Annotated in this window: 14 protein-coding genes and 1 pseudogene; 6 read left to right on the top strand and 9 right to left on the bottom strand. The window is 57.4% G+C overall.

From position 1 onward, the window contains the following. A partial coding sequence (locus L0H14_RS10445) for a response regulator transcription factor (protein ID WP_301421791.1) occupies positions 1-248 on the top strand: 248 nt, incomplete at its 5' end. 436 nt (positions 249-684) lie between these two features. Here the strand turns inward: L0H14_RS10445 and L0H14_RS10450 are convergent. From L0H14_RS10450 to L0H14_RS10465, 4 genes are all read right to left on the bottom strand, one after another. Further along, positions 685-1242, bottom strand: a complete 558-nt coding sequence (locus L0H14_RS10450; RefSeq protein WP_301418703.1) for an ATP-binding cassette domain-containing protein — start codon at positions 1240-1242, stop codon at positions 685-687. Between the two features lie 12 nt (positions 1243-1254). Beyond that, complete coding sequence (locus L0H14_RS10455; protein ID WP_301418705.1) at positions 1255-1611, bottom strand: GntR family transcriptional regulator; 357 nt, start codon at positions 1609-1611, stop codon at positions 1255-1257. 145 nt (positions 1612-1756) lie between these two features. Further along, on the bottom strand, positions 1757-2704 hold the full coding sequence (locus L0H14_RS10460; protein ID WP_301418707.1) for a cation diffusion facilitator family transporter: 948 nt from the start codon (positions 2702-2704) through the stop codon (positions 1757-1759). Then, positions 2704-3078 (bottom strand): helix-turn-helix transcriptional regulator, encoded by a 375-nt coding sequence (locus L0H14_RS10465; protein WP_301418709.1) that lies wholly within the window; start codon positions 3076-3078, stop codon positions 2704-2706. Before L0H14_RS10465 ends, L0H14_RS10460 begins: the two co-directional genes overlap by 1 nt. Before the next feature lie 188 nt (positions 3079-3266). Between L0H14_RS10465 and L0H14_RS10470 the strand changes: the two genes are divergently transcribed. After that, positions 3267-4112: a CoA transferase gene (locus L0H14_RS10470; RefSeq protein WP_301418711.1), complete on the top strand. Its 846-nt coding sequence runs from the start codon at positions 3267-3269 to the stop codon at positions 4110-4112. Here the strand turns inward: L0H14_RS10470 and L0H14_RS10475 are convergent. Next, positions 4109-4999 carry an amidohydrolase family protein gene (locus L0H14_RS10475; RefSeq protein ID WP_301418713.1) on the bottom strand — a complete coding sequence of 297 codons (891 nt, stop codon included), beginning with the start codon at positions 4997-4999 and terminating at the stop codon, positions 4109-4111. The two genes, L0H14_RS10470 and L0H14_RS10475, sit on opposite strands and share 4 nt — an antisense overlap. 121 nt (positions 5000-5120) lie before the next feature. On the opposite strand from L0H14_RS10475, the gene L0H14_RS10480 reads away from it, so the two are divergent. Next, the gene (locus tag L0H14_RS10480) at positions 5121-5348 is read left to right on the top strand and encodes a tautomerase family protein (protein WP_301418715.1); all 228 of its coding nucleotides are present in this window, start codon (positions 5121-5123) and stop codon (positions 5346-5348) included. Here the strand turns inward: L0H14_RS10480 and L0H14_RS10485 are convergent. After that, positions 5329-6327 carry a GlxA family transcriptional regulator gene (locus L0H14_RS10485; RefSeq protein WP_301421792.1) on the bottom strand — a complete coding sequence of 333 codons (999 nt, stop codon included), beginning with the start codon at positions 6325-6327 and terminating at the stop codon, positions 5329-5331. The two genes, L0H14_RS10480 and L0H14_RS10485, sit on opposite strands and share 20 nt — an antisense overlap. Positions 6328-6417: 90 nt before the next feature. Between L0H14_RS10485 and L0H14_RS10490 the strand changes: the two genes are divergently transcribed. The 3 genes from L0H14_RS10490 (at position 6418) to L0H14_RS10500 (ending at position 7679) form a co-directional block, all read left to right on the top strand. Continuing rightward, positions 6418-7086 carry an isochorismatase family protein gene (locus L0H14_RS10490; protein WP_301418719.1) on the top strand — a complete coding sequence of 223 codons (669 nt, stop codon included), beginning with the start codon at positions 6418-6420 and terminating at the stop codon, positions 7084-7086. Positions 7087-7198: 112 nt separating this feature from the next. After that, on the top strand, positions 7199-7426 hold the full coding sequence (locus L0H14_RS10495; protein WP_301418721.1) for a DUF6290 family protein: 228 nt from the start codon (positions 7199-7201) through the stop codon (positions 7424-7426). Next, entirely contained in the window at positions 7410-7679 is a 270-nt protein-coding gene (locus L0H14_RS10500) for a type II toxin-antitoxin system RelE/ParE family toxin (protein ID WP_301418724.1), read from the top strand. Before L0H14_RS10495 ends, L0H14_RS10500 begins: the two co-directional genes overlap by 17 nt. Positions 7680-7876: 197 nt before the next feature. On the opposite strand, the gene L0H14_RS10505 is transcribed toward L0H14_RS10500, so the two are convergent. The 3 genes and pseudogenes from L0H14_RS10505 to L0H14_RS10515 form a co-directional block, all read right to left on the bottom strand. After that, a complete protein-coding gene (locus L0H14_RS10505) occupies positions 7877-9013 on the bottom strand; it encodes an acyl-CoA dehydrogenase family protein (protein ID WP_301418726.1) in 1137 nt (378 codons plus the stop codon). Positions 9014-9134: 121 nt separating this feature from the next. Continuing rightward, positions 9135-9230, bottom strand: a complete 96-nt coding sequence (locus L0H14_RS10510) for a DUF4113 domain-containing protein (RefSeq protein WP_301418728.1) — start codon at positions 9228-9230, stop codon at positions 9135-9137. A 79-nt stretch (positions 9231-9309) separates the two neighbouring features. Then, a pseudogene (locus L0H14_RS10515) lies at positions 9310-10065 on the bottom strand (DNA polymerase V subunit UmuC); the annotation flags it as partial.

Consider the following 10065-nt stretch of genomic DNA (forward strand, 5'->3'; position numbering starts at 1 on the left):
ATCCGCGCGTCGCGAAGGCAGCGATGCGAACTAAAGACTCCCGAGATGAGCCTCTCGCAATCCTTACCCGCGGTGAACGCATTGTGGCCGAACTCGTCGCCCGTGGGCTAACGAACACCGAGATCGCAGAGACTCTTGTTCTCGCCGAAGGAACCGTCAAGAACCATGTTTCGGCACTCCTGCGGAAACTCGATGCGAGGGACCGCACGGCCTTGGCCCTCACGTTGTACAAAGCCATAGGTGACTAACCCAAAGGCTACAAATACGCAGAGCATCGCTTCCCAGAACACGAGAACAGTGCAGCAGGATACTCGATAAAGGAGATACTCCAGAACACAGGCACTCCACGCCGAGACAGGCCTGTAGGGGATCGCTAGGTGGCTGGTGGTCTGCCCCAGTTACGGCGTTTGGTCAGGTGCCACGAACCGCATGAGGGGCATTCGTAAATCCGCAGTGGCCCTGCACGTCGTGACCGTTTCAGTGCCACGTGCACTGCGTCATCGTAGTGCTCGTATTCGCGTTTACCCGTTTCGGAGCACAGCACGCGCTCGACCGCCGACTTCTTCGGCTTTCTCCGGTGGCGCTTCGTCACACTATGATTCTAAGCTTCAGGCATGACCGACTTCAGGGGTTATTGAGGACGGTGGCACCGACTAGCAGCCTTGGGTGTCCCTGTCTGGATCTCTACGCAGCCAAGGCAAATCCGGTAGACTGAGGGCGCACGTAACACGTATCCCCCTTGGGCTTCTTCGGCTCATCAAACACCGTGAGCGGGGCGCGTGACGCCAAGCCAATAATCACCCCGACGGCGGACTTCTGACCGCGCGACATTTTCTTGATCGGAGTCTTGAGCGGCACTCGAAAGTCTTCAATCAAGCGTTGCTCAAACTCAGCATCCCAATTCTCGAATGCATCTCGAGCCGCCGCGAACGCATGTTTCGCCAGGGCATCTTCTGGGTAGCGCTGATCTTCGCGAACGAAGCAGATATCGGGCAGAATCTGTTCGTTTTCATGCGGCGTCTGACCAAACACGCGGATATCACCTTCGGAAGGCCAATCCTGCGCCGTCATGACCGACATCATGGTGGTCTTGCCCGCACCATTGCGGCCGAGCAAACCGTGAATCTTATCTTTTTCAAAAGTGAGGGTGACGTTATCCAGGGCAATGGTGTCTTTGAATCGGCGGGTGACGCCGTGTGCTTCAATTGCCCTGACACGTTGTGCGGTATCCGGGGTAGTCATGGTTTCTCCTCGTTAGGAAGCATCGCGGTTTCGAAGCATCGACAGAACCGCTTCGGTATCGAGTCCAATTGCCCTTGCTTCTGCCAGCAGGGGATCAAGGTAGTGTTGTGCAAACTGTTCAACGCGCTCCTCGCGCACGATTTGTTGCGCTCCGGGCGCTACAAACGTTCCCAGGCCACGTCGTTTCACCAAAATGCCTCGATCTACTAATAAGTTGAGGCCTTTGCCGGCGGTTGCAGGGTTGACGCGGTAGAAGGCTGAGAGTGCATTTGTTGATGGTGCTTGGTCCTCCTCAGCCAACGAACCGTCGAGTATCGACGCCTCGATCTTCTCTGCGATCTGTTGAAACAGTGGACGACCATCATCCATAGAACTCACCTTCCACAATTGTGAAATAGCTTCGCGGGTACATTACCTCGCTGGTTCATTAGTGCACTAACTAACCAACAGACTGGCAAGTGCATGCAGCAAAAACGTCAGCACCGAATGTCGGCATTTGCGCCCTGGAGGCCCATTAACTCAGGTCGTGCTTCAATACCGCCGGCTCATGAGCTGCGATCGCAGCGGTCTCGATCTGGAATGTTGAGTGGTGAATAGCCACGTCAAAGTGCTCGGCGACGCACTGCTGAACCGCCTGGAGCTGTTGCGCCACATGCCCTGAGGTGAAGCACTCATCCTTGACGACGATGTGCGCAGTCAACACGGGCAGCCCCGTAGCCACGGTGGACGCGTGAATGTCATGCACATCAATCACGTGCTCGAGCTCCATAATGTGGCGGCGAACTTCATCGAGATCGAGCCCCTTCGGCGTAAATTCCATGAGCACGCTTAGTGTTTCGCGCATCAGCACATAGGCGCGCGGCACAATCAGCGCCACGATAAACAAGCTGGCAATCGCATCCGCTTGCAGGAATCCGGTGGTGGCAATCACGATCGCCGCCACGATCACCCCGAGCGAGCCAAGCGCGTCATTGAGCACTTCGAGGAATGCTGCGCGCATGTTGAAGTTCGCACCCCGACTTGAAGCCAGTACAGTCAGTGCAAGAATATTCGCGGCCAATCCGAGCACACCGAAAACCAACAGTTCCATCGGCGGGACTTCCGGCGGCTCCACGAGACGGCGGACCCCTTCAATGGCCGCATATACGCCAATGGCAAGCAATAGCGTGGCCTGCCCGAGTGCTGCAACAACCTCGATCCGCCGAAAACCCCACGTCCGCTTCGTCGTCGGCGGCTTCAGCATCAACGTCGCCGCGATGAGCGCCACGAGCAAGCCCGACGCATCGGTGATGGCGTGGACGGTGTCGGTCAGCAACGACAAACTGCCGGTGATAATGGTTCCGACCAATTGCACGACAACAATGACCGCGGTAATGCCAAACGCAATCCACAGTTTTTTGCGATGATCTCCCGATTGACCGGCTTCTTCGACGGAAGGACCGTGATGATGTCCCGCACCCATTAGCTACCCCCTGTCCACGATTGCTCGCCCGAGCGTAAATGCCTGCACAATTGCGCCGCATTTCCGGTTGCTTCCAACATTTTCTCTGCAGCGGCGACCAAGATTCTCAGCAGCGCGGGCTCGGCGAGTGAATACCAAGTGGCTCGACCTTCGGGGCGGGCGTTGATGAGCCCGCATTCCACCAGAAAGCTCAGATGCTTACTGATTGTTGACTGCGCTAACCCCATATGCTCGACCAGGTCGCGAACCCGATGCTCCCCCGACGCTAAATGCTGCACCACGGCAAGCCGCGTTGGATCAGCCAGTGCCTGAAAAAGGTGAGCGTAGGACCGGGTTGCAAGCTCGTCTAGGGAACTACTCGAATTGAACGTCATACAACGATGATATGCCCGTGCGGCGATACAGTCAACGCCCGCTCGTTCGGCGCCGGGATCACGGGCACCTTCACCCGCGATTGAGCCGGACGCCCCAAGAGTCTTGCCTTGTGAAGTCCATCACGCACTGTTACCGTAAGCCTGTATAGAAAATGCACGTACTGTTCAGCGCGTAAGTAAGGAGACCAATGGAAGAGCCTCGCACCACATTGTGCGGCATTCGCGTCATCACCATCGCGCCGAACCTTCCGGGCCCCCTGGCCGCACGGCGCTTACTGCGCATGGGGGCGACCGTCATCAAGGTTGAGGCCCCCGGCGGAGACCCTACTGGCGCATTCCCAGAGTGGTACGCAGCACTCAACGAAGGCCAGCACATCGTGACCTTGAACCTCAAAGACGACGCGGGCCGGGACAAATTCTTGAGTCTGCTGTCAGAGGCAGACGTGCTGCTTTCCTCAATGCGCCCATCCGCAGCATCCCGCCTCGGGCTCTATGACATGGTTGAACAAGCCGGTATTTCCCACGTGGAAATCGTTGGCGATACGGAACACCCCGACGATCCGGGCCATGATCTCACGTATCAGGCGCAGGCCGGCGTCCTGCAAGGGCCTGCCGTGCCCCGAGTCCCCTGGGCGGATGTTGTGGGCGGCGAGCGCGCAGCCACCGCCGCACTCGAAATGCTCTTGGAACGAAAACTCGGGCCAACGGCAGACACGCCAGCTCTCCACCGCAGGATCGGTCTGAAGCAAGGGGTCGACGAAGCAGCAGAACCGTTTTTGATCGGCGGCACAGCCCCCGGACAACCCCTATCTGGTAGTGCGCCCCAATACGGCGTATACCAAACGCAAGACGGTTGGATCGCCCTGGCCGCCGTTGAACCGCATTTTCATGCCGCACTGACGGCCCTGCTTGGCGACGATCGCGCGACGCTTGAGCAACAGTTTGAGCGCCGCACCACCGCGCAGTGGAGCAGCCTCGCGAAAGAACACGACCTGCCCCTCGTTGCAGTTAACCGCCCCACCACCGGTCACTAATTCTTCAGCAGTTTGTGCGGGTTGTGCCAAAGAACCTTGCGCATCCAATCGTCGCCCAACCCCCAGTTATGCAGCACCTCAAGCTGGTGGCTATAGCTGTGCGGGATGGTAGGGAAATCGGTACCCAGCACAATCTTGTCGCTCAGCTGGCTCATGGTCTCCAGATACCCTTCCGGCAGTGGCGCAACCTGCTCCATGTAGTCGGTGCCGACCATCGTGGTATCCAGGTATACATTCGGTGCACGACGGGCCAGTTCAGCGAACTGCTCGTATTCCGGTAGGCCCGCGTGAGCAACCACCAATACCAGCTCGGGATATTTTTCGGCCAGTTCAAAGATCGGGCCCGGCCCGGTGAATTCCCCTTCGTGTGGTCCGTTGCCACAGTGAATCACCACCGGCACTCCGGCCGATGCGACGAGCTGCCACGACGAGGCCAGCATGGGATCCATGGCCGAGAATGCGCCGACTTGAATGTGGATCTTGAAGATCTGCGCGCCGTCTTCCAGTACCTGCCCGACCATGTCTTCAACACCGGGTTCTGGGAAGAAGGTAGCCGAATGAATCGCGTCGTCGTACTGAGCGGCAAACGTCTTGGAGTAGTCGTTGAGCCAGGCGGCCATACCGGGGCGGTGCGCATAATTCAGGGTACTGAATGCAGTAACACCAATCTCGCGCAGAATCGCCACGCGCTGCTCATCCGAGTACCGATAGTTGATCGGCCAGGCGGGTTCACCCATCTCAGGTAGGCGGTCGAAGAAACCCCACACCTTCTGCTGCACGTTGTCCGGCATGAAATGCACATGCAGGTCGATCATGCCCTCTAATCCAAGTCCATCAAGGTAGGCACGAATCTCGTCGTCGGTTTGCGGCGGTGCAAGTTGGCTCAAACTGGGCTCCTCAAGGCGGTCGCTGGTATCTGACGACAGTCTAGTAATGTGAAGCACACATTGCCCGAATCAGGCCATTGATGACCCAGGCCTGAGAACGTCACTTGAAAGGTCGCTGACCATGCCACATATTGCCATCACCCTCTACCCCGGCCGCGATGACGCCACCAAACGCGATATTGCCGAGAAAATGCAGCAGCAGTACGTCGAAACGTTTGGCACCGATGCTGAGGCGGTGTCGGTGTCGATCGTTGAGGCCCCCGCCGAGGAATTTACTGAGACAATCCAAGAGCGCTACCGGGCAGAGGATCTGTACATTTCTTCGCGAGCTATCCCGACATACGAGTAGCTTCGACGTCGCTGAAGTGGTGTCGATAGGCTGTCGGCGTGGTCCCATATGCCGTCACGAAGTTTTGTCGGAAGGTCACCGGGCTGGCGAAACCGCAGGCTTGGGCGACTTCGCGGATAGGTAGCTCGGTGGTTTCTAGGAGCCGCCGGGCCTCATCGAGCTTGCGAGCAAGAATCCATTTTGCCGGGCTCACCCCGGCGTACTCCCTGAACCGTCGGGAAAAGTTGCGCGGACTCATCTGTACTCGTGCTGCGAGCGCTTCGATCGTCAACGGTTCTTCCAGGTGGTGCAACGCCCAATCCATTGCAGCCCCGATCGGGCCTTCAGCTGCTGTGCCATCATCCAGTGGGCGCTCAATGTACTGTGCTTGACCGCCGTCGCGATGTGGCGCGATGACGAGGCGCCGGGCCACCGCAGTCGCCACTTCGGCTCCCAAACTGGTGCGCACCAGGTGCAAGCAAGCATCTAATGCTGAGGCGGTTCCGGCCGAGGTCAGCACGTCACCGTGATCGATATAGAGAGCCGCCGGACGCACCTGAACATTGGGCGCTTGGCTGGCCAAGGCATCAGACTTCAGCCAGTGTGTGACCGCCGTCCGGCCGTCCAAGAGGCCGCTGTGTGCCACCGGAAATGTGCCCAGGCACAGTCCTGCAATAGTGGCGCCGCGACCGTGGGCTGCGGCGACCATATCAACCAGTGGTTGTTCGGCTGGTGGAAGGTCAGTGGGCCACGACGGAAAGATCAGTAAATCGGCTTCGTCGGCGACTTCCGGGCCTGAGATGTCGGCGATAAGTAGCCCCTCGGCAGTACGCACCGGCTGCCCGTCGTCACTAAACACCGCGGTTTCCCACTCTGCCAGCCCCGACCGGGTGACTTCACCGAACACAGCCAACGGCGTGGACAGGTGGAACATCGTCATTCCATCGAACGCATGGATAGCAATACGCACGTTTGTCCTAAATTCATCGAAAGTGGTCATTTCTGCCACTCACGGTAGCATGGCGAGCTGGACCAGAATCAAGAGTGCAAAGAAAAGCCAATGCTTGAAGGTAACTGAAGGAGCATATTTATGTCGGCCCCAAATCGTGCACTTGTCGTCACCGACGTCCAGAATGAGTACTTTGATGGTCCATTAGAAATCCAGTACCCGCCACGCGATAAGTCACTGGTCAATATCGTGCAGGCCATCGACGCCGCAGAACAAGCAGGCATCCCGGTAGTCATCGTGCAACACGAGCTACCTGAGGGCGCACCAATTTTCGCAACTGGATCCATCGGCTGGGCACTTCACCCGGACATCGAAGCCAAGGTGAAACCAGAATTCAAGCGCATCAGCAAGCAGTACGCCAGCGTGTTTGATGGCACTGATTTCGCCGCATGGGTCAAGGAAAACAACATCGATACCATCACGCTGACCGGTTACATGACCAACAACTGTGTACTGGGTACTGCCGAAGGCGCTGAGCCACACGGTGTGCAGGCCGAAGTGCTTTCGGATGCCACCGGGGCCATTCACGTTACTAACGACGCCGGCGAGGTGTCTGCGAAGCAGGTGCACGAAACCATCATGACCATCCTGAATTCCAACTTCGCTGCGGTGACGACCACCGAAGCATGGGCCTCGGCTGTCAAAGACGGCGTCGAGCCACCGATGAGCAACCTCGTCGAGTCTGCCCTACAAGGCCAGGAATCGCAGAACTATCCTCAGCCCAATAACAGCGACGGCACCCCATCATAATTGGAGTCTAAGAACGTCCCAGATTCCCCAAACAATCAACCGATCAGGTTGTGTTCAACGGACAGGTTTGAAATACTGAATATAGTGAATACATATATTCAGGAGGGCTCAGATGCCTACGACTATTAGATTGAAGGATGGTCTAGAGGACCGAATCAAGAAGCTCGCTGAGCAGACCGGCCGACCACAAAGCTTCTATATTAATCAGATGATTGAACGCCAAATCGATCAGATCGAATGGGAATATTCGATTCTCAATGACGTCGAAGCTCATCGGGCTGGCCATTTGAATACCGTCTCTCACGAGGATATGAAGGCAGAACTTGGCTTGGACGATTGAGTATTCCCCGAAAGTCATCAAAGCCTTCAAGAAGGATGTAGACCGGCAAATCGTCCGCCGGATAGTAGCAAAACTCGAAGAAGCCGCTCAACTCGATGATCCGACCGCCACCGCGAAACCGCTTACGAATAATCTCAAAGGCTTATGGTCGTATCGGGTTGCCGGCGGATACCGCGTGATCGCAGATATCCAGCCAGGCCGCCTAGTGATCTTCGCCGTCGATGCTGGTCCACGAAAGAACGTTTACGACTAGATCTGGGGAAGAAGTAAGTCGCAGACGGTCGCAAAACGGTATCCAGTTATCCGTAGCAAGGCGCGAAGCTAAACCCAATTTGAACTCATAGACGCCCGGGTTGACCAAGGTCGCAATGGCTTTGACGTTTTTTGTGCGTGTTGAGAGTTATCTTATTCCATTGACTGGCTACCGTTCGAACGGGTCGGAAGGCTGTGTTAGCCGTCGATCAGCATGCGACCCACGATGACGCGCATGATCTCATTGGAACCCTCCAGGATCTGGTGAACTCGCAGATCTCGAACGATTTTTTCGATCCCGTATTCGTGCAGATACCCGTAGCCACCGTGCAGCTGCAGGGCTTTGTTCGCCACTTCGAAGCCAGTATCCGTGGCGACGCGTTTGGCCATCGCACAGAGTTTCACGGTATCCGAAGCACTGTCGTCCAGAGCTCCAGCAGCACGCAGCAAGAACGTCCTGGCGGATTCCAGTTCGGTGTCCATGTCAGCGAGATCGAAGACCAGCGACTGCTGGTTCGTCAATGGTCCACCAAAGGCGGTGCGTTCTTTGAGATAAGAAACGGACTTCTCGAGTGCGGCTTGTCCACCGCCCAATGAGCAGGCACCAATATTGATTCGTCCGCCGTTGAGTCCCTTCATGGCGATCTGGAACCCGTCGCCTTCGTCGCCCAGGCGGTTTGCTACCGGAACGCGCACGTCTTCGAAAATGACCTGACGGGTCGGCTGGGTATTCCACCCCATCTTCTGCTCATTCGGACCAAAGGATAGGCCCGGGGCTTCAGCCGGAACCACCAGCGTTGAAATGCCACGGTTGCCAGTGTCCGCCGTCCGACACATGACGACGTAGTAGTCGGTGGCGCCTGCGCCCGAGATAAATTGTTTGACCCCGTTGAGTACATAGTCATCGCCATCGCGCACCGCCCGCGTGGTCAACGCCGCAGCATCCGAACCCGCACCTGGTTCGGTGAGGCAGTAACTTCCGAGCTTCTGCATTGAGGCCAGTTCTGTCACCCACTGGGCACGTTGCTCGTCGCTGCCGTAGGCATCGATCATCCATACGACCATATTATGAATGGAAATGTACGCGGCGAGCGCCGGGTCAGCTTTGGCGAGCTCTTCGAAAATTAGGACCGCATCTTGGCGGGTGAGGCCAGCGCCGTCGTAGTCTTCCGAGACGTAGATACCACCAAGCCCCATTTCTCCGGCTTCGGCGAGCACGTCTACGGGGAAGTGTTTTTCCGCATCCCACTGCAGCGCATTGGGCGCGATACGGTCGGTCGCGAAATCGCGCACAACCTCTAATAGTGACTCTTGTTCTTCGGTCAGTCCGACCATCACGGGATCCTCTCTCAACATGCCGAGCCGCGCGGCACAAACGCTGACGCAATATCTACTGGTCGACTGTATAGCAACGACTGGTCAGTTGTACAGTAAAATTCGGACGCGGTCTTCCTGGCTACTTGGCTTGCACCGTCACGAGTTCATCCCAGTGGGTGGTGTAGCGCGGGGACATCAACTCGCGTCGCATCTGCCAGGACGGGCCTTGCCTCAAGCCGCCAGCGCCCAGGCCGATGGCCCCACTACCGTGTTCGGTTCGAACTTGTTCGAGCAGTGTACCAACGTGTTTGGACTCATGCGGTGATACCGGCCTTGGCGTACCGGACCCCGGGAGTGATCTTTGGCAGGAGGCTCTTGGCGGCTTTGGTCAACACGACGGGATCCGCACTGTGAACGGGCATTGCAACTGTGGCTGACGGCTGGTGCGATTGCTCGGCATTGAAATTGCTGGTCATCGCCCATGCGGTGATCACCTTGGCTTCAGCATTATTGCGGTGCAATCGGGAGGCCGCGCGTTGGGCATACATCGCTACGACTTGCTCCATCTGCTCGCGGTCGGTGATGGGTTCCGAAAAACTGCGGGAAAAGATCAGCTGGTCTTTCATCTCGCGTTCCTCGGCCGCCGGAATACACGAGGTGCCTCGCAGTTCCAGCAGGGTGCGCATCTGAACGATCGAAAACTTGTCCCTGATGCGCAGCTCATCGGTGTCACGGAAGTCTTTGATGGAGACAATGCCCATGCCATTGAGTCGCTTGGCCACGCGGTGGCCAATCCCCCACACCTCGCCGACCGGTAAATCTTCCAACAGCTGCTCCGTCGTCGCCGCCGGCACCCGATCCCACACGCACACTCCTGCGAGCTGGGGAATCTTCTTGGCCGCCTGGTTCGCCAGTTTGGCAAGCGTCTTCGTCTTGGCGATACCCACACAAACCGGCAGTCCGACAAGCCGTAAAATCTCGAGCTTGATCTGTTCACCGGCAGCATGCACCTCGTCGAGCGTACCGCGCAGCCCCAAGAATGCTTCGTCAATGGAGTAGACCTCGGTCCA

Origin of the sequence: Yaniella sp. (assembly GCF_030453185.1) — a bacterium.
Classification (GTDB): Bacteria; Actinomycetota; Actinomycetes; order Actinomycetales; family Micrococcaceae; genus Yaniella.

Coding starts and splice junctions, on each gene's coding strand:
- L0H14_RS10485 (WP_301421792.1), bottom strand. CDS start 6,327: ATGACCACTTTCGATGAATTTAGGACAAACGTGCGTATTGCTATCCAT.
- L0H14_RS10450 (WP_301418703.1), bottom strand. CDS start 1,242: ATGACTACCCCGGATACCGCACAACGTGTCAGGGCAATTGAAGCACAC.
- L0H14_RS10480 (WP_301418715.1), top strand. CDS start 5,121: ATGCCACATATTGCCATCACCCTCTACCCCGGCCGCGATGACGCCACC.
- L0H14_RS10505 (WP_301418726.1), bottom strand. CDS start 9,013: ATGGTCGGACTGACCGAAGAACAAGAGTCACTATTAGAGGTTGTGCGC.
- L0H14_RS10465 (WP_301418709.1), bottom strand. CDS start 3,078: ATGACGTTCAATTCGAGTAGTTCCCTAGACGAGCTTGCAACCCGGTCC.
- L0H14_RS10455 (WP_301418705.1), bottom strand. CDS start 1,611: ATGGATGATGGTCGTCCACTGTTTCAACAGATCGCAGAGAAGATCGAG.
- L0H14_RS10460 (WP_301418707.1), bottom strand. CDS start 2,704: ATGGGTGCGGGACATCATCACGGTCCTTCCGTCGAAGAAGCCGGTCAA.
- L0H14_RS10470 (WP_301418711.1), top strand. CDS start 3,267: ATGGAAGAGCCTCGCACCACATTGTGCGGCATTCGCGTCATCACCATC.
- L0H14_RS10490 (WP_301418719.1), top strand. CDS start 6,418: ATGTCGGCCCCAAATCGTGCACTTGTCGTCACCGACGTCCAGAATGAG.
- L0H14_RS10495 (WP_301418721.1), top strand. CDS start 7,199: ATGCCTACGACTATTAGATTGAAGGATGGTCTAGAGGACCGAATCAAG.